The 16,892-nt window shown below is 68.7% G+C and carries 16 protein-coding genes; 5 read left to right on the top strand and 11 right to left on the bottom strand.

All coding sequences use genetic code 11. From position 1 onward, the window contains the following. The first annotated feature begins 7 nt into the window (after positions 1-7). From gcl to MMF94_RS26075, 3 genes are all read left to right on the top strand, one after another. Positions 8-1,786 carry a glyoxylate carboligase gene (gene gcl / locus MMF94_RS26085; protein WP_241039830.1) on the top strand — a complete coding sequence of 593 codons (1,779 nt, stop codon included), beginning with the start codon at positions 8-10 and terminating at the stop codon, positions 1,784-1,786. A 170-nt stretch (positions 1,787-1,956) separates the two neighbouring features. After that, the gene (locus tag MMF94_RS26080) at positions 1,957-2,643 is read left to right on the top strand and encodes a cysteine hydrolase family protein (protein WP_241039829.1); all 687 of its coding nucleotides are present in this window, start codon (positions 1,957-1,959) and stop codon (positions 2,641-2,643) included. Positions 2,644-2,766: 123 nt separating this feature from the next. Next, positions 2,767-2,922: a hypothetical protein gene (locus MMF94_RS26075; protein ID WP_241039828.1), complete on the top strand. Its 156-nt coding sequence runs from the start codon at positions 2,767-2,769 to the stop codon at positions 2,920-2,922. A gap of 161 nt (positions 2,923-3,083) precedes the next feature. On the opposite strand, the gene MMF94_RS26070 is transcribed toward MMF94_RS26075, so the two are convergent. The 4 genes from MMF94_RS26070 to MMF94_RS26055 form a co-directional block, all read right to left on the bottom strand. Then, a complete protein-coding gene (locus MMF94_RS26070) occupies positions 3,084-4,295 on the bottom strand; it encodes an FAD-dependent monooxygenase (protein ID WP_241039827.1) in 1,212 nt (403 codons plus the stop codon). 388 nt (positions 4,296-4,683) lie between these two features. Beyond that, positions 4,684-5,163, bottom strand: a complete 480-nt coding sequence (locus MMF94_RS26065) for a MarR family winged helix-turn-helix transcriptional regulator (protein WP_241039826.1) — start codon at positions 5,161-5,163, stop codon at positions 4,684-4,686. Between the two features lie 92 nt (positions 5,164-5,255). Beyond that, positions 5,256-6,065: a methyltransferase domain-containing protein gene (locus MMF94_RS26060; protein ID WP_241039825.1), complete on the bottom strand. Its 810-nt coding sequence runs from the start codon at positions 6,063-6,065 to the stop codon at positions 5,256-5,258. Between the two features lie 67 nt (positions 6,066-6,132). After that, positions 6,133-6,840, bottom strand: a complete 708-nt coding sequence (locus MMF94_RS26055) for an isochorismatase family protein (RefSeq protein WP_241039824.1) — start codon at positions 6,838-6,840, stop codon at positions 6,133-6,135. A 189-nt stretch (positions 6,841-7,029) separates the two neighbouring features. Here MMF94_RS26055 and MMF94_RS26050 point away from each other — a divergent pair, with 189 nt between their 5' ends. Beyond that, positions 7,030-8,262, top strand: coding sequence for a PP2C family protein-serine/threonine phosphatase (locus tag MMF94_RS26050; RefSeq protein ID WP_241039823.1), 1,233 nt, complete (start codon positions 7,030-7,032; stop codon positions 8,260-8,262). A gap of 34 nt (positions 8,263-8,296) precedes the next feature. Here the strand turns inward: MMF94_RS26050 and MMF94_RS26045 are convergent, their stop codons facing one another. From MMF94_RS26045 to MMF94_RS26025, 5 genes are all read right to left on the bottom strand, one after another. After that, a complete protein-coding gene (locus MMF94_RS26045) occupies positions 8,297-10,534 on the bottom strand; it encodes a xanthine dehydrogenase family protein molybdopterin-binding subunit (RefSeq protein WP_241039822.1) in 2,238 nt (745 codons plus the stop codon). Between the two features lie 106 nt (positions 10,535-10,640). Further along, positions 10,641-11,519, bottom strand: a complete 879-nt coding sequence (locus MMF94_RS26040; RefSeq protein WP_241039821.1) for an ABC transporter permease — start codon at positions 11,517-11,519, stop codon at positions 10,641-10,643. Further along, positions 11,516-12,349 carry an ABC transporter permease gene (locus MMF94_RS26035; RefSeq protein WP_241039820.1) on the bottom strand — a complete coding sequence of 278 codons (834 nt, stop codon included), beginning with the start codon at positions 12,347-12,349 and terminating at the stop codon, positions 11,516-11,518. The genes MMF94_RS26040 and MMF94_RS26035 overlap by 4 nt, the downstream gene beginning before the upstream one ends. Positions 12,350-12,386: 37 nt before the next feature. Then, complete coding sequence (locus tag MMF94_RS26030) at positions 12,387-13,532, bottom strand: ABC transporter substrate-binding protein (RefSeq protein ID WP_241039819.1); 1,146 nt, start codon at positions 13,530-13,532, stop codon at positions 12,387-12,389. Positions 13,533-13,548: 16 nt separating this feature from the next. Further along, positions 13,549-14,601, bottom strand: a complete 1,053-nt coding sequence (locus MMF94_RS26025) for an ABC transporter ATP-binding protein (protein ID WP_241039818.1) — start codon at positions 14,599-14,601, stop codon at positions 13,549-13,551. Positions 14,602-15,080: 479 nt separating this feature from the next. Here MMF94_RS26025 and MMF94_RS26020 point away from each other — a divergent pair, with 479 nt between their 5' ends. Next, positions 15,081-15,461, top strand: a complete 381-nt coding sequence (locus MMF94_RS26020) for a type 1 glutamine amidotransferase family protein (RefSeq protein ID WP_241039817.1) — start codon at positions 15,081-15,083, stop codon at positions 15,459-15,461. 38 nt (positions 15,462-15,499) lie between these two features. On the opposite strand, the gene MMF94_RS26015 is transcribed toward MMF94_RS26020, so the two are convergent. Continuing rightward, complete coding sequence (locus MMF94_RS26015; protein WP_241039816.1) at positions 15,500-15,973, bottom strand: DUF3574 domain-containing protein; 474 nt, start codon at positions 15,971-15,973, stop codon at positions 15,500-15,502. A gap of 97 nt (positions 15,974-16,070) precedes the next feature. Further along, positions 16,071-16,586: a DsbA family protein gene (locus MMF94_RS26010; RefSeq protein WP_241039815.1), complete on the bottom strand. Its 516-nt coding sequence runs from the start codon at positions 16,584-16,586 to the stop codon at positions 16,071-16,073. Between the last annotated feature and the right edge of the window lie 306 nt (positions 16,587-16,892).

Below are 16,892 nucleotides of genomic sequence, written 5' to 3'. Positions count from 1 at the left end.
AGCCCCCATGCCCCGCATGAGGACAGTCGACGCCGCCGTCGCGATCCTGCGCAAGGAGGGCGTGACCGACCTGTTCGGCCTGCCTGGTGCCGCGATCAACCCGTTCTACTCGGCGGTCCGCGCCGACGGAACGCTCAGCCACACGCTCGCCCGGCACGTCGAGGGTGCGGCGCACATGGCCGAGGGCTACACGCGCGCGAAGGCCGGCAACATCGGCGTCTGCGTCGGGACCTCCGGCCCCGCCGGCACCGACATGATCACCGGCCTGTACTCCGCCTCCGCCGACTCGATCCCGATCCTGTGCATCACCGGCCAGGCGCCGGTCGCGAAGCTCCACAAGGAGGACTTCCAGGCCGTCGACATCGCAACGGTCGCGGGCTCGTTGACCAAGATGGCGATGACCGTGCTGGAGCCCGCGCAGGTACCCGGCGCGTTCCAGCAGGCGTTCCACCTGATGCGTTCGGGCAGGCCGGGTCCGGTTCTGATCGACCTGCCACTCGACGTCCAGCTGTCCGAGATCGAGTTCGACATCGAGACCTACGAACCTCTCCCGGTCTACAAGCCGGCCGCCAGCCGCGCCCAGATCGAGAAGGCGCTCACCATGCTCGCGGCAGCGGAGCGCCCGGTCATCGTGGCAGGCGGCGGCATCATCAACGCCGACGCCTCCGATCTGCTCGTGGAGTTCGCGGAGCTGACGGGCACGCCGGTCGTCCCGACCCTCATGGGCTGGGGCACGATCCCCGACGACCACCGCCTGATGGCGGGAATGGCGGGCATCCAGACCTCGCAGCGCTACGGCAATGCCAACTTCCTGGCCTCGGACTTCGTCCTGGGTATCGGCAACCGCTGGGCCAACCGGCACACCGGCGGCCTCGAGACCTACACAGCAGGCCGCAAGTTCGTTCACGTCGACATCGAGCCGACCCAGATCGGGCGCGTGTTCGCCCCGGACTACGGCATCGTCTCCGACGCGAAGGCCGCGCTGGAACTCTTCGTCACGGTGGCCCGCGAGCGTGCCGCGGCCGGGAGCCTGCCCGACCGCAGCCAGTGGATCGACGAGTGCGACGAGCGCAAGAGGACGCTGCTGCGCAAGACGCACTTCGACACGGTGCCGATCAAGCCGCACCGCGTGTACGAGGAGATGAACCGCAGCTTCGGTCCGGAGACCGTCTACGTCTCCACGATCGGGCTCTCGCAGATCGCCGCGGCCCAGTTCCTGCACGTCTACAAGCCGCGCCACTGGATCAACGCCGGCCAGGCCGGGCCGCTGGGCTGGACCGTGCCCGCCGCGCTCGGCGTCGTGAAGGCCGACCCGGACGCCCAGGTCGTCGCGATCACCGGCGACTACGACTTCCAGTTCATGATCGAGGAGCTGGCCGTCGGCGCGCAGTTCAACCTGCCCTTCGTCCACGTCCTGGTGAACAACGCCTACCTCGGGCTGATCCGCCAGGCTCAGCGCGGGTTCGACATGGACTACGCCGTCCAGCTCTCGTTCGAGAACATCAACTCGCCGGAGGTCAACGGCTACGGCGTCGACCACGTCAAGGTCGCCGAGGGACTGGGCTGCAAGGCGTTGCGGGTGTCGCTGCCCGAGGAGATCCTGCCCGCACTCGAGGAGGCCAAGAAGCTGGCCGAGGAGTTCCGGGTCCCGGTCGTCGTCGAGATCGTGCTCGAGCGGGTCACCAACATCGCGATGGGCACCAACCTCGACAACATGACCGAGTTCGAAGAGGTCACCGCCACCACCGCGGACGCACCCACGACTGTCGTTCCGATCACCGTCTGACCCACGTCGTCGTCGCCCCCGCCAAAGTTCCACGGGGGCGACGGCGACGCGTTCGTCGTGGTGGCAGCCATCCCCGGCCGACCGCGCGGGGCGGTACACAACAGCATGGCGTCCGGGCCGGGTGGTACCTGACCACAGTGGCGGCGCGCCCACGCCGGGAACGTCGCAGAATGGACCTCGTCCGAGGTGTGCGCAGCCGCGAAGCACAGCTCCACCGATCGGCGCGCGCCGCCCCCGCACGTCCGCCACGAGGTTGCCCGACGCCCGACGTCACGACCCTGCGTGCCCTCAGCGGCCTGCCGAGCGCACCTGCGCAGCTCGCCGACTCGACGCTGATCATGATCGACTTCCAGAACACCTACACGCGCGGCCCGCTCGAACTCGACGGCGTCACGCGTGCGATCGAGGAGGGCGCAACGCTGCTGGACCGCGCGCGTTCGGCCGGGATCCCGGTCGTACACGTGCAGCACGACGGGGGTGAAGGCTCGCCCTACGACATCCGTGCCGAGATCGGTGCCATCGCCGGCCCGGTTGCGCCGCGTGAGGGCGAGACCGTGATCGTCAAGAACCACCCGAACTCGTTCATCGGCACCGATCTGGACGAACGGCTCAAGGCGAGCGGTGCGAAGAACCTGGTGCTCGCCGGCTTCATGACGCACATGTGCATCAACTCCACCGCTCGCGGCGCGTTCAACCTCGGCTACGCCCCGGCGGTGGTCGCCGCTGCCACCGCGACCCGACCGCTCCCGGTGACGGGCGAGGTGGTCAGCGCGGCGGCTCTGCAGATCGCGAGCCTCGCCGCGTTGGCCGACATCTTCGCGATCGTGGTGCCCGACAGCACGGCCCTGGCGGACTGAGCCCCACTTCGGCAGCACTACTGATTCGCCCGGAGAGCCTGGTCCAATACCATTTTCAGGCATTTCCGAGCGCCTGATCCCACTCACGCGATGCACTGGCTCGCAACGTCCGCGTGGGATGGGATGGAGTCGATCGAGCGCACGCCCGAGCGTTCGGCGAACTCATCTCAACCGAACGGATTCGCCGGGGTGCAGTACGTCCACGACATCGTGGAGGCCGACGGCATGCGGCTCCCGTCGAGGCGGCGCGCCACCGGACCGACGCGGACGGCACGGTGAACCTCGACCACCTGATGGGCGGGATCAACCTGAGCGACATCCATTTCCGCTGAGCTGTCCGACCGCCGCTTGTGCGTCCGAATACGCAGGCAGCCTGGCTGAAAGCAAATGGCCGAGCCCCTTCCTCCGAGGCCGGGATCGGCATCACGCCGATGTCGCGGTCACCGCGCGAGCAGATTCTCCCGGGCGACGCTGGTCGGGTCGTATCCGTAGAGCCAGTCGACGATGCCGAAGTCGTCTCCCGCCCGCGGGGAGAGCAGCGCCGACCGCATCATCGCGCTGACGCCGTCGACATGAAGGATGTCGCCCCACGTCTGGGCGGTGGTCTGGACGCGGGACGTTCGCGGGAAGCGGAGGGCCTCGTAGGCCGCGAACGCGGCGTCGACGTCCCCGGGATGCGCCGTGACGCTGTCCGCGAGCACGACCGAGTCCTCGATCGCCTGACAGGCGCCCTGTGCCAGGTACTGGAGCATCGGATGCGCCGCGTCTCCGACGAGCGTGATGCGTCCGCTGGTCCACCCGCCCGTAGGAGCCCTGTCCACCATCGGCCAGCGCCGCGAGTGATCCATGAGCCCGACACCGTGGGCGACTGCGGCACAGGTTCGCTCGAAGACGCGGTCGACCTGCCTGCCGATGTCCTCCTCCGACGGGTATCGGCGTGTGTCGAACGTGGCGACCTGGTTGACCAGCGCGCCGCGGCGCACCGGGTACTGCACCAGGTGCAGACCCGGACCGGCCCAGATCACCATGCCGTCGGGCACGCGCAGCCCGCCGTGCTCGGCCAGGGCCTCGACCGGCACCGTGCCGCGATAGGCGACGTAGCCGGAGTCCACGGGCGCGCCGTCGTCGATCAGCATGTCGCGGGTGGTCGAGTGAAGCCCGTCGGCTGCCACCAGCGCTGCGGTCTCGTACTCGGTGCCATCGGCGCAGGCGGCCAGCGCTCCGCCCTCCCGGCTCTCGACGCGCACCACGTGCTTCGACGGCAGCAACTCGACGAGCCCGCTCTCCTCACACGCTGTCTGGATGGCGCGGTGAAGGTCGGCCCTGTGGGTCACGAAGTAGCGGTGACCGAACCGTTCGCGGAACGCGTCGGCCGTCTCCAACGCCGTGATCGGCTCGCCGGTCATCGCGTCGCCCAGGACGAGCCGGCTGGGGAAGAACGCGTCGCGCACGACGTCGGACAGGACGCCGAGGCGGTCGAGCACCCGAGAGGCGTTGGGCGCCACCTGCAGGCCCGCTCCGATCTCACCGAACTGGGCCGCCCGTTCCAGTACGCGGACCGGGCGGCCCGCCCGGGCCAGGGCGAGCGCCGCAGTGAGGCCTCCGATACCCCCACCGATCACGAGGAACTCACTGCGTTCCGGGCGGCTCATGGGACGCCGACCAGGCTCACCATTGTCGTCAGCATACGGATGAAATTAGGATCGACTCCAGTTGACGTCAAGGCACGACGAGGCGGCCAGGGCGCGACCAGCTGAGACCACGTCACGGCGCACTTCCGAGCAGCCCCCCCCAGGCCCGATCTAGCTGGAGTTTTGCAGGGATCCGCGACTCCGTTGATGATCGCCGAACACAGCGAGAAATGTGCGAAGGAGCACAGCCGACGTCACTCACTGAACGACAACCAGATTCGTCCGCATGCTGACGGATTCTGGAAACTCGCCCAGTTCGCCGTCGCAGAGCACGCTGCGGTTCGCCATCGGGCACGAACAGCCGGACTGGTGACGCCGGCGCCGGAACAGCCGGAACGGGAGCCGTAGCTCAGTCGTCGTCGCGGTAGCCCAGGAGCCCGCGGTGGTTGTCGAGCAGCTCGTTCAGGAGCGAGACCAGCTGCGTACGCCGCGCGTCGTCGAACCCGTCGAGCATCGTTTCGTTGACCTGCAACGCACGCTCGACGGCCTCGGCATGCACCGCCCGCCCGGCGTTGGTCAGGCGCACGAGACGGCGCCGGGCGTCGCGGGGATCCTTCACGTGGCTGATCAGCCGCCGCGCCGCCAGGCGGCGGATCACGTCGGCCGCGGTGGAACGGTCCAGACGAGCGCGCGACCGGAGTGTCGTCTGGTTGAGCTCGCCCTCCGTGGCCAGCGCGTGGATCACGGCGAACTGCGGGGACGTGAGACCGGCGGGGAAGGCTTCGGACCAGATGGCGACATGGAGCTGCTGGCAGGCGCGAAGCAGGTGGCCGATCATGGCCGACAACTCGATCTCGATGGCCTGTGTGCCGGCCGCTCCGGACGCCATCACAGCCTCGCTTTTCGCAGCTTGTTCACTCATCGGACGCTGACCGAACTCCTCGATCGTACAAGCGACCAGCGGTGGAACCCGCTCCGTGGTCACGGGCGGCAGAGCACCTCGCCGTTCACGATGGCGAACCAGCCGTCGGGGTGCGCGGCCCAATCCCGCCATGCGGCCGCGATGTCGGCGATCTCCTCGGCGCCGGCGTACCCGCCGTCGAGCGCCTGCTGCCTGATCGAGGAACTGAGGATCCGATCCGCCCACAGCCCACCCCACCACGCCCGCTGCTCGGGAGTGGCGTAGTGCCAGACGGAAGCGCTGGGGACCACAGTGCCGGCGCCGGCAGCATGTGCCCACGCCAGCAGGTGGCGGGCGGCGTCCGGCTCCGCGCCGTTGCTCTTCGCGACAGCACGGTAGATCTCCAGCCAGCGGTCGAGCCTGGGGTCGGCCGGGTACCAGGTCATCGCCGAGTAGTCCGCGTCGCGTGCGGCGACGACGCCGCCCGGGCGGCAGACCCGCAACATCTCACGGAGCGCGGCGACGGGGTCGCCGAGGTGTTGCAGCACCTGGTGGGCGTGCACGACGTCGAACGAGTCGTCCGCCGCGTCGAGCGCGTAGACGTCTCCGGGCGCGAACGTCACGTTGCCGGCGCCGGCCTGCGCGGCCAGCGCGCGGGCACCGTCGAGGACGCCTGCCGAGCTGTCGATCCCGAGGACGTGCCCCGGAGCCACCCGGGAGGCGATGTCGAGGGTGATGCTCCCCGGCCCACAACCGACGTCGAGAACCGCGGTGCCGGGTTGCAGGTGGCCGGCGAGATACGCGGCAGAGTTGTCGACGGTCCGCGTGAGATGCGAGCGCAGCACGCTCTCCGCGTGGCCGTGGGTGTAGGTCTCCTGAGCAGCACGCACACCCGGATCCTCAACCCGAGCGTCCACATCCTGCAACGATCCTCCCATTATTTGGGATGAAATCGGCTCATGTGGACGGTGCGCCTGCGAGGCGGTCTGCGGTCAGACGGGCGATGACGTGGTCGACGGTCATCACGTCCCCGAACATGTGCCAGAAGGCCGCGAGCGAGGCGTTGTGCTCGGCGTCCGACATCGCCGCGTTGGCGTCCGCCACCATCACGGTGCGGAAATTCATCATCATCGCGTCGCGTGCGCTGCTCTCGCAGCAGACGTTGGTGACCGTGCCGCCGATCAGCACCGTGTCGAAGCCCTCCGCCCGCAGCCGCTCCACGATGTCCGACGAGCCCTGGATGAAGGCGCTGAAGCGACGCTTGGACACGCGCCGGTCCTCGGGCCGCACGTCCATCGCCGGCCACAGCGCATGCCCGGCGCTGCCCTCGGTCATCGCGGACCCGCGACGGGCCCGCGCCTCCGGAGTGGCCATGCCCCGCATGACGCTCCACTCCGTGTCGCAGCTTGCGTCGTACACGTTCTGCACCCAGAAGACGCCGCCACCGGCGTCCCGGACGGCGGCGGCCAGGCGGTTCACCGCGGGCACGATGCGTTCCGCCATCGGGCAGGCCGCGTGGCCGATCTCGGGGTCGATGAAGCCGACCTGCATGTCGATCACGACGAACGCGGTGCGGGCGGGGTCCAGGTCCTCGAACGGGTGCTCGGTGCCGCATCGCCTGACGACGCGCTCCAGGATCTCCGGAGGGATGGCGATTTCGTGCATGGCGATCTCCTGCCCGTCTGTACCGTCCGGCCGGTCCGCGTTCTTTCTCCAAAGGACCCTAGATCGTCACCGCGATCCGGTCAGCCCCTCTCCGGGTCGATCAGATCGCCCTGGTGTACAAAGCACCGTCCGAGCGACCGCCTCCCGCGATGCCGATGGCATCTCCGGTGCGGTCGATAGCATCGACGGATGTCGTTGGAGGATGCGCCGGTGGAGTCACCGGAGCAGCGGTTACACCGCATCGAGGTCGTCACCGACGCCGACCTCGCGCACCTCGACGTCGAGGATCTCCTCACCGCGCTCCTCGAACGTGTACGCCTGCTCCTCGACGTCGACACCGCGGCGGTGCTCCTGCTCGACCCCTCCGGCAGCCAGCTCGTCGCGACAGCTGCGCGGGGCATCGAGGAGGAGGTGCAGCAGGGTGTGCGCATTCCCCTCGGCAAGGGGTTCGCGGGCCGCATCGCAGCGGAGAAACAACCGGTCGTCCTCGACGAGGTCAACACCGGCAACGTGCAGAACCCGCTCCTGCTCCGCCGTGGCATCCGCTCACTGCTGGGGGTGCCGCTGCTGAACGAGGGCAGGGTCCTGGGCGTCCTGCACGTCGGCACCCTGCACCCGCGGCGCTTCACCGAGGAGGACACACACCTGCTGCAGCTCGTCGGCGACCGCGTCGCCCTCGCCACCCAGGCACGGCTGTCGCACACCGATCGCACCGCCGCGGCCGCGCTGCAGCGCAGCTTGCTGCCCGCCGCACTGCCGTCCGTACCCGGCCTGGAGTTCGCGGCCCGCTACGTGCCCGGCGACGGCTCGGTGGGTGGCGACTGGTACGACGTCTTCGCGCTCCCGTCCGGCCGGTTGTGCCTCGTGATGGGCGACGTCGCGGGTAGCGGCCTCACCGCGGCGGTGACGATGGGCAGGCTGCGCACGGTGGTGCGCGCCTGCGCGCTGGAGCTCGACGATCCCGCGCTCATCCTCGCCAAGGTCGACGAGCACATCCGGCACTTCGAATCGACGACGCTGGCCACCGTCCTCTGCGCCACGCTCGAACTCGACCACCAGACGCTGCTGATCTCGACCGCCGGGCACCCCCCGCCGGCTGTGGCCCGGCCGGGCGCCGACGCCGCCCTCCTGGAGGTCCACCACGACCTGCCGCTCGGCGTCGACCCGCACTGGCCGCGGCATTCCACCGCCGCCAGCCTCACGCCCGGCAGCAGCATCTGCTTCTACACCGACGGGCTCGTGGAACGGCGGAGTGCATCGCTGGACGACGGATTCGATCGGCTCTGCGAGGCGATGACCACCGACAACGCGGAGCGGCTCTGTGCGGTGATCATGGCTCAGCTGGTCGGCCGCGACCTGGTCCACGACGACATCGCCATCCTCACCGTTTCCCGGGAGGCTGTGCCCCCGACCAACGGGTGACACGAACGCAGTTCGATCCAGGCGCCGCGTCGAATCAGACGTCGATCTGCGGCAGGCCGGGTAGCACCTTCTCGATCGTGATGGGGAAATCGCGCACGCGCACCCCGGTGGCGTTGAAGACGGCGTTGGCGACGGCCGCGCCTGCTCCGCAGATTCCCAGCTCCCCGATGCCCTTCGCGCCGAGAGCGTTGGCCTTGTCGTCGAATCCGTCGAGCATGACGGCGTCCACCTCGGGAACGTCGGCGTGGACGGGCACGAGGTACTGCGCAAGATCCGCGTTGATGAACGCGCCGCTCCGCATATCGACAACGCCCTCCTCGTCGAGGGCCGCGCTCACGCCCCAGATCATGCCGCCGACCAACTGCGAACGCGCGGTCTTCGCGTTGAGGATGCGGCCCGCGGAGAACACGCCCAGCATCCGGCGCATACGGATCTCCCCGGTGTCGGTGTCGACTCCCACTTCGGCGAACTGTGCCCCGTAGGTGTGGATCCCGTACTTCTGGTAGTTCGGCTCGTCCGACATGAAGCGAACCGATCCCTCCGCCTCGATCCCTTCGGGGTAGAGGCGGTCGACGATCTCGCGGAGCCCCTCGGAGGCGCCGTCGATGCTCACCCTGCCGTCCGAGAACACCGCGTCCGCTGCGTCCCGGCCGTGCAACGAGGAGCCCGCATCGCCACACGCCGCGGCCAGCACCTTCTCGCGCAAAGCCGCACAGGCACGGTGGACGGCGGTGCTCGAACTGCCTGCTCCCCACGACCCGCCCGACCCCATGCTGACCGGGAACTCGGACGAGCCGAGCTCGACCCGCACGCGCTCAGGAGACAGTCCCAGTCCATCGGCCGCCACCTGGGTCAGGATCGTGTAGGTACCGGTACCGATATCCGTCATGTCCGACTCGACGACGGCGGTTCCGTCGGTTTCGAGTCGGACCCGTGCCGTGGCCGTTGTCTGGGAGTGTCGGCGAATGGCCGTGGCCATGCCGTACCCGACCAGCCACTGGCCGTCGCGCACGCTCGCGGGCTCAGCGCTGCGGCGCTCCCAGCCGAACCGCCGGGCGCCTTCCCGCAGGCACTCCACGAGCTTCCGCTCGCTGTAGGGCACACCACGCTCGGGATCGACGGAGGGCTCGTTGAGGATCCGCAGTTCCACCGGATCCATGCCGAGCTCATGGGCCAGCTCGTCCATCGCCGACTCCACCGCCAGCAGGCCCGGCGCCTCACCCGGCGCCCGGACGGACTCACCCCGCACCAGATCCAGCGGGACCATCAGGTGGCTCGTCAACCGGTCCGGCGCGGCGTAGAGGCTGCGCGTCGTGACGGCGGTCGCCTCGACGAACTCCGCCTCGGGGCTGGTGTGCATCGTGGCCTCGTGGGCGATCGCGACCAGCCGCCCGTCCCGTCCCGCGCCCAGGCGCACCCGCTGGCTCGACGTGGGACGGAGGCTGACGAGGTGGAAGGTCTGTTGCCTGGTCAGCGCGATCTTGACCGGCCGGCACAACGCGCGGGCCGCCAACGCCGCCAGGATCGTCTCGTAATGGATCCTCAGCTTGGACCCGAATCCCCCGCCGACGTACGGGGTGACGATGTGAATCCGCTCCGCGTCCATCTGCAGGGTGGCTGCGATCGATGTACGGGCCGCGTCGACGATCTGGGTGCTGAGATAGAGGATCAGATCGTCGCCCCGCGGCACCGCCAGACACGCATGCGGCTCCAACGGCAGAGAGAACGCGTACGGAGTGGTGTATCGCTGGTCGAGCTTGATCTCGGCGGCATCGAACCCGGCAGCGAAATCACCCACCGTGGTGTCGACGGGCATCCCGAAAACCAGCTTCGCCGGGGCGTACGCCTGATCCTGGAACGCGGCGAAGTCGTACCTGCCCGCCTCAGCGGCGTACTCGACATCCACCAGGTGTGACGCTGCCCGTGCCTGCTCGAACGTCGCGGCGACAACCAGGGCCACCGGCTCCCCGTAATGATGGACATCGGGACCGCTCAGCGCCGGAAACGCCCGGTAGAACTCGAGGCGAGCGGAGTGATCCGGGCTGCCTTCCGGCGGTGTGTCGTGATGGGTCATCACCATCTGCACGCCGGTCGAGGCCTCGGCGCGAGCGGTGTCGATCCGGGTGATGCGGCCCTTGCCGATCGTCGCGCCGACGATGAAACCGTAGAGGGGCGAAACGCCGCCCTCGTCCCACTGTTCGTAGGCGTAGGTGGCCTTTCCGGTGACCTTCAACGGGCCCTCGACGCGGTTGAGTGCCTGCCCGATCATCATGATCGCCGTCTCGGCTCGACAACGGAATCCCGCGCATCGGCCGCTCGCTCGTCGGTGAAAGTCGTCATCTCTGCCTCCTCATGCGGCGTCACGGATGGCCGCGACGTTATGCGGACAGGCGGCTCGCCGGCAGAGGTTGGCGCGCATCCATACGCGAATCGCCCGGGACCAGCAGCGCCCGCGGCCGCCGCCGGGCTGATCGGCGGTGAAGGAGGCCCGCGACGGCGAGTGCAACGATCGTGAGCGCGAGCACGGCCGTGGTGGCTGCGTAGACCGCGGGCGTCGTGCCGTAGTTGAGGCTGCTGTAGAGGTACACCGGCAGCGTGTTCACGGACGGTGTCGTCAGGAAGGCCGAGATGACGAGGTCGTCAAAGGAGAAGGTGAAGGCCAGCACGGTGCCGGTCAGCACGGCCGGTAGCAGGGCGGGAGCGACGATGTCGCCGAGGATCCGCAGCTCGGACGCGCCCAGATCGCGCCCCGCATCCTCGAGCCGGCGATCGAGCGTGAGCACCCGTGCCCGGACGATGAGCGCGACGACCACCATCGTCACCGGGGTGTGCGCGGCGGCCAGGGTCAGGAAGCCGAGCGGGATGCCGACCCTGCCGGCGAACTGCAGCAGCGAGATGGCGAGCACGACCTCGGGCATGATGACCAGCAGATACGCCAGGCCGGCCAGCACCCGGCGCACCCGTGCCGATGGATGGCGCACCATCGAGTAGCCCCATACGGAGCCCAGCAGGCCGGAGACGGCCGCCACCACGAGGGCGACCTGGAGCCCGGTGAGTGCCGCTGTGCGGAGCGAATCGTCCTGCCACGCGTCGGCGTAGGCCCCGAGCGACCAGCCCGTGAGACGAGCGGTCTGCTTGCCGTCGACGCCCACGTTGAACGAGTAGAGGACGGAGACGAGCAGCGGCAGGTACAGCACGGCGAGCCCGAGGGCGCAGACGACACCCAGGGCCGTGCGGGTGGACCGGACGCTCGTCATGGCGGCGATTCGTCGAAGCCGCGAGTCAGGCGCAGCAGGAGGGCGACCAGCACGCCGACCGCCGCCAGGATCAGCACGGCGATCGCCGAACCCAGCGCGTAGTTCTGGGACTGGACGTACTGCGACTGCACGAGTTGCCCGAGCAGCAGGCCGCGGCCGCCGCCGAGCAATTGTGGCACCACCAGTTCGCCCAGCATCGGCACGGCCGTCAGGAGCGCGGCGGTGGCCACCCCGGGTCGCGCGAGCGGCAGCACCACCGAGGTGAACCGGCGCCATGACCCCGCCCCGAGATCGGCCGCCGCATCCGTGGTCGACAGCGGGATGCGGGAGAAGACCACGTACTGCGGGAGGACGGCGATCGGGAGGTAGCCGTAGACGATGCCGATGACCACCGGTGTGCGGGTGCCCACGAGGTCCAGCGGCGCGTGCAGCAGGCCTGCCGAGTGGAGGACCACGTCGACCGGGCCCCCGCTTGCGAGGATGACCTGCCACGACAGCACCCTGATGAGGAAGCTCGAGAAGTACGGCAGCAGGATCGCCGCCAGCAGCGGGCCGGCCAACCGTCCCGCGTGCCGGGCGATGAAGTAGGCGATCGGCATGCCCAGCAGCACGCTGAGGGCGCTGCAGCCCACGGCGAGCACGACCGTCTGTACGAAGGTCTGCGCGTACAGACCGCTCAGCGCAATCCGATAGTTGTCGAGCGTGAAGCCCAGGGTCACTTCGCCGAAGCCGGCGTGGGCGAAGGACAGGACGACGGTCACCAGCAGTGGTGCCACGAAGACGACCGTGAGCCACAGCCCGGGCGCGGCGGCCAGCAGATGGGGCAGCACAGCGGCCCCGCTCCCCCGCAGGCGGCGGGGCGCCGGATCAGGACAGCGCATGTAGCTCGGTCTGGATGTCCTGGTAGATCGGCACGGTGTCCGGGTTCACGACGAAGGTGCTGAGCTTCGACAGGTCCACCCCGGGACCACCGAAGATGAGATCGACGTTGTCGGTGCCGGCGGGCAGCTTGTCGCGCAGGCCGGCGAGCGCTGTGGGGTAGCCGATGAACCGGGTGTCGGTGATCTGCGCATTTTCCGTCAGCTCGTAGTCGAGGAACTTGTAGACCGCGTCGACGTGCGGGGCGCCCTTCGGGATCACATAGCAGTCGACCCACAGTTCGCTCGTCGGAGCAGGAACCGCCCAGCGCAGCGCGGGGTTCTGCTCGATCGCACGCCGCGCTCCCGACTGGTCGTGCACAGCCAGCACGATCGACCCGTTGACGATCTGATCGACATTGGCGCTCGTGAACTGCGGCTTCGTCTTGGTGACCCAGTCCTTCATGCGCTCGCCGCCGGCCCGGATCACCGACTGATCAGTGGTGTTCCAGTCCTCGCCGTTGGCCCAAAGCGCGATCGCCACGTTCTCCCATCCCGAGGTGGCCAACCGGATCTTGCCCTGCACACCGGGGCGTTCACCGGCGTCGAGGAAGTCCTGCCACGACGTGATGTCCCCGCCCACCGCACGCGGGTCGTAGATGACGCCGTACACCCCCCAGTCCTTCGGGATCGAGTACTGGTTGTGCGGGTCGTACTCCCGGTTCAGCAGCGCGGGATCGAGCGCGGACAGGTCGACCCTGCCCTGATCGATCTTCTGGATCAGGCCACGGGAGGCGTACTCGGAAATCCATCCGGACGTCGGGATGACGAGGTCGAACCCCGTGCCCGCCGGGCTGTTGAGCTTGGCCGAGAGCGTGTCGTTGGAGTCGTAGGTGCTGATCTTCGGCGTGATACCGGTCGCCGACGTGAAGCCGGCCAGGTTGTTCTGAGCGAAGTAGTTGGCCCAGCTGTAGATGTCGATCTCCGACGCCTGGGCAGTGCTGCCACCCGAACCGCCACCCGAGCCGCCACAGGCGGAGAGGAACGCGGTGGCCGACAGAGCTCCGGCGGCACCGAGGAAGCTGCGGCGGGTCAGCCGAAGTGAGGAGGCGGAACGGGCGGTCGGCCCGTTGCCTCTCCGGTCGCGCAAGGTCATCGAGGACTACCGTTCATCACGAGGGATAGACGTGCGCCGACGCGGCGGGCCAATGGGCCACCACGTCATCACCGACACCGGGGTTCTGGTGGCTGCCCCACCTCGGGGCTGTGCTGACAAAGGCCGTGCCACCGGGCGTCGACGCCGATACCCGCAGCTCAGGACCCACTTCGACGACCTCGTTCACCCGCACGGGCACGGCGTTGTCCACCGCGGAGGATGGGCTCGGTTCGATCGCCACCCGCTCCTGGCGCACCGCGACGACGACAGGCTCGCCCACGGCGAGGGTTCCGTGTGCGTGCTCGGCATGCAGGAACCCGACGTCCGTGGCGATGCTCCACCGCGAGCCGCGGACGGCGTCGACCCGTCCGGTCACGAAGTTCTGCGCGCCGATGAAGCGCGCCGCCCAGAGCGTCGCGGGGCCGTCGTAGATCTCGGCGGGGCTGCCCTGCTGCTCCACGCGGCCCGCATGCACGACCACGACGCGGTCGGCGAGGGCGAAGGCCTCGTCCTGGTCGTGTGTGACATAGACGAAGCTCGTGCCCAGCTCCCGGTGGATCCTGCGCAACTCGATCTGCAGATCCCCGCGCAGCCGGGAGTCCAGCGCACCCAGCGGCTCGTCGAGGAGCAGCACAGCCGGCTCGTTCGCGAGAGCCCGTGCGATGGCGACCCGCTGCTGCTGGCCACCCGACAGCTCGGCAGGCCGCCGCTCCTGCACACCCTCGAGCTGCACGAGCTGCAGGAGCCCGGCGACCAAGGCGCGCCTCTCCCTGGCCTTCACCCCACGCAGCCTCGGGCCGTATCCGATGTTCTCGGCCACGGAGAGGTGAGGAAACAGCGCGTAGTTCTGGAAGACGGTGTTGACCTCGCGCTTCTGCGGGGGCAACCACGTGACGTCACGACCGCCGATCCAGACGCTTCCGGAATCCGGCCGCTCGAACCCGCCCAGCAAACGCATCGCGGTCGTCTTGCCACTCCCGCTCGGCCCGACGAGCGCAACGAACTCGCCCTCGGCAACCCTCAGATCGAAATCGACGAGCGCCTCGACACCCGGATATCTCTTCGACACACTGCGCAGCTCCGCGCCACCGCCCGCCCTGGCCCACGCGCCCGAACCGGATCGGTCCGGCGAGACTACGGACCGCCGTGAAAGCAACACAGATCGCGAGTGTATTACCGCCTCCACCATACGTCGAACGGAGCAACCACAATTCGCCGATACTTCCGCCACACCAGACGGAAATTCGTCCGGATCGCGCCGTAGGCTCTCCATCGGGTATTTCCTACCAATCGAGCGGCGTATGCCCGGCCTCTCGATCAGATTACGCATCGGATCATTCGAGATGCCTAACCCCGGGATGCCCGGGGTCAACCCCGGGTGCGACCGGTAGGGCAACCAGTGACTCTCCGGGTCCGATCTCCTCTATCACCCGGTCAGGCTCGAACGAGCGAAACGGCACGTCAGTGGTTTGTTCGGACGGAAGATCCAGGACCACCGGACAGGCCTCACGTGATCCGGTCTCCGGAGCACTGACAGAAGGACCGCCCATGACGACACCACAACGACCCCACCGAGCCCTCCTCGTCCTCACCGCGGCCCCGGCGGACGGCGGCGGCAACGATCCGTTGTCCGTCTTCACCGCAGAGGGCTGGACCGTGGATGTCACCCGCGTCGGAGACCGATCGCGGGGAACCGATCGCGACCGGTCCGATCACGACCGGTCCGATCGCGACCGGTCCGATCGCGACTGCGCCGACTACGACATCGTCTGCTTCGTCGACGGCAACACCACCACGTGGGCCTCCCCCCGCAATCCCGACGTGTCCCGGCTCATGAGCGAGATCTCCGAGTACGGCGAGGTCATCGCCGCTGTCCGGCCCGCCGCGTTCAGCCTTCTCGAAGAATTCAGCCGGCGCGACCGCCGATAGAGCGCCCGGGCGCGACCAGGAGCACCGAAGATCCGTCCCTAGAACGAGACGCGCTCGGTGCTGTCCGCGCGGAGCACGGACTCCTGCCCGAACTGGCTCTTGTAGTCGGACCGGATCTCCTCGATGTCCTGGTCGGCCCGCCGGTTGTCGTCCGGGTACAGCAGGATCAGCAGGTAGGAGTCCTGCTTGCCGCCCATCCACTGGCCATGGACGGGCAGCCAGGTCAGGCCCTCGGGGAAGGCGGGTGTCACGTCCTTGTCGAGGAACATCTCGAACTCCGCGGGCGTGATCGCACTGTCGTCCCGCCTGGTGCCGCCGAAGAACAGCTCGGTGCGCTTGTCGGACTCCCATGTCGTGGCAGCCGGTGTGGGTGTCGTGGCGGCGGCGGCCGACGTAATCCACAGCATCACCGCCACGACCATGCACACAACAGCGGCGTGTCGAATCGTGACGATCTCTCTCCATGGGCCGAGAAGGCGCCGGGAGGCCGCCACGAGAATGTGCCGAGGCATGATCGAGAGCGTATGACCATGATCCAGCCGGCACAACAAGTGATCTCGGCCAGGAATTCTTCTCGAATCGTGCGGTTCGGTTTTCCGCGTCGGCTCGCTATTTCTCGGCGTGCCCGGCGGACTTCTCGATCGCCGTCAGCAGGTCGCCGACGGACACGGTCCCGTGGTACCGCTTTCCGTTGACGAACAGCGTGGGTGTGCCCCGCACCCCACTGCGGACACCCGAGTTGAAATCGGCCTCCACCCGGTCCTCCACGAACTGGGTGGCGGGCCACACCACGTGCTCCGGCGGGATGCCGATCTCCTCCGCGTAGCGGCGCAGGTCCTCCTGCCGTAGCCGCGGCTCGTCACCCGAGATGAGCCGGTCGTACATCGGCCAGAACCGGCCCTTGACGGCCGCAGCCTCCGACGCGAGGGCGGCCGGCAGGGCGAAGGGATGTATCTCGGCCAGCGGGAAGTGGCGGAACCCGAAGACCATGCGCTCGCCGAGACGCTCCCTCAGCTCTCGGATCACGGGGGCCGCGCTGCGGCAGTACGGGCACTCGAAATCGCCGTACTCGAGGAGTGAGAACTCCACGCTGAGTACGCCCTGCAGGTGGTCGTACGTCCCCATCGGGGGGTCGAGAACGATCGTGACCTCCAATGATGCGCCGGAAGCGCGGGTGACACGCCTCCGCGTCAGCTCAACCCCGGGTCCCGCGACACGGGGCCCACCCCCGGGGCATCGCTCCGGGACTTTCACGGGTGCGACCGCCACGGCGGGGAAGAGACGCTGCCACAGATGCACGATCCCGGCAAATGATCACGATTCGTGGAGAAGTCCGCATATCTCGAAGATCGCGAACATCTGGAGGAGAAGTGAGCACGATGACCAACGGACGCACAGCCGACACCGAGACCACAGACCACGCCTTCTGGC

Source organism: Pseudonocardia alaniniphila, assembly GCF_022524485.1.
In the GTDB taxonomy this organism is placed as follows: Bacteria; Actinomycetota; Actinomycetes; order Mycobacteriales; family Pseudonocardiaceae; genus Pseudonocardia; species Pseudonocardia alaniniphila.
The sequence above is the reverse complement of the archived record's forward strand: the minus strand, read 5'-3'. Positions and strand labels throughout refer to the sequence as shown.

Excerpts from the sequence above, each read along its gene's own strand:
- MMF94_RS26045 (WP_241039822.1), bottom strand. The coding sequence starts at position 10,534 with ATGATGATCGGGCAGGCACTCAACCGCGTCGAGGGCCCGTTGAAGGTC.
- MMF94_RS26015 (WP_241039816.1), bottom strand. The coding sequence starts at position 15,973 with ATGCCTCGGCACATTCTCGTGGCGGCCTCCCGGCGCCTTCTCGGCCCA.
- MMF94_RS26020 (WP_241039817.1), top strand. The coding sequence starts at position 15,081 with ATGACGACACCACAACGACCCCACCGAGCCCTCCTCGTCCTCACCGCG.
- gcl (WP_241039830.1), top strand. The coding sequence starts at position 8 with ATGCCCCGCATGAGGACAGTCGACGCCGCCGTCGCGATCCTGCGCAAG.
- MMF94_RS26040 (WP_241039821.1), bottom strand. The coding sequence starts at position 11,519 with ATGACGAGCGTCCGGTCCACCCGCACGGCCCTGGGTGTCGTCTGCGCC.
- MMF94_RS26065 (WP_241039826.1), bottom strand. The coding sequence starts at position 5,163 with ATGGCGTCCGGAGCGGCCGGCACACAGGCCATCGAGATCGAGTTGTCG.
- MMF94_RS26080 (WP_241039829.1), top strand. The coding sequence starts at position 1,957 with ATGGACCTCGTCCGAGGTGTGCGCAGCCGCGAAGCACAGCTCCACCGA.
- MMF94_RS26030 (WP_241039819.1), bottom strand. The coding sequence starts at position 13,532 with ATGACCTTGCGCGACCGGAGAGGCAACGGGCCGACCGCCCGTTCCGCC.
- MMF94_RS26010 (WP_241039815.1), bottom strand. The coding sequence starts at position 16,586 with ATGGGGACGTACGACCACCTGCAGGGCGTACTCAGCGTGGAGTTCTCA.
- MMF94_RS26050 (WP_241039823.1), top strand. The coding sequence starts at position 7,030 with ATGTCGTTGGAGGATGCGCCGGTGGAGTCACCGGAGCAGCGGTTACAC.
- MMF94_RS26070 (WP_241039827.1), bottom strand. The coding sequence starts at position 4,295 with ATGAGCCGCCCGGAACGCAGTGAGTTCCTCGTGATCGGTGGGGGTATC.
- MMF94_RS26075 (WP_241039828.1), top strand. The coding sequence starts at position 2,767 with ATGGAGTCGATCGAGCGCACGCCCGAGCGTTCGGCGAACTCATCTCAA.
- MMF94_RS26055 (WP_241039824.1), bottom strand. The coding sequence starts at position 6,840 with ATGCACGAAATCGCCATCCCTCCGGAGATCCTGGAGCGCGTCGTCAGG.